1 protein-coding gene is annotated in these 241 nt (G+C 63.9%); it reads right to left on the bottom strand.

The window, feature by feature from the left end; genetic code table 11:
- Positions 1 to 241 (bottom strand): hypothetical protein (locus tag A3764_RS25020; protein ID WP_161487475.1); only part of this gene is annotated, 241 nt, incomplete at both ends.

Raw genomic sequence — 241 nt, 5'->3', positions numbered from 1 at the left:
ATATCATTCAGCGTCGCGGGTGCGTAGGAGGATGAGCCGGCAACCCAGTAACGCCACGGGTTGTCATTGCCCGCAGCGCCCCCTTCGGCCGAATCGCCCCCGTGACCTTCGGCATTCAGCACGCCCAGATTGTTGATGTCCGTTACCCGCAGCCGCAGGGCCGCGTAATAGACCTCATTCACCGCGATACCGCCGAAAGCGAAGCGCACCGCGTTCGTACCGGCGGGCAAGGCGGTCAGGT

The sequence above is a fragment of the Sulfitobacter sp. HI0129 genome, assembly GCF_001635395.1.
Lineage (GTDB): Bacteria > Pseudomonadota > Alphaproteobacteria > Rhodobacterales > Rhodobacteraceae > Sulfitobacter.
This window is presented reverse-complemented; position numbering and strand designations above follow the sequence as displayed.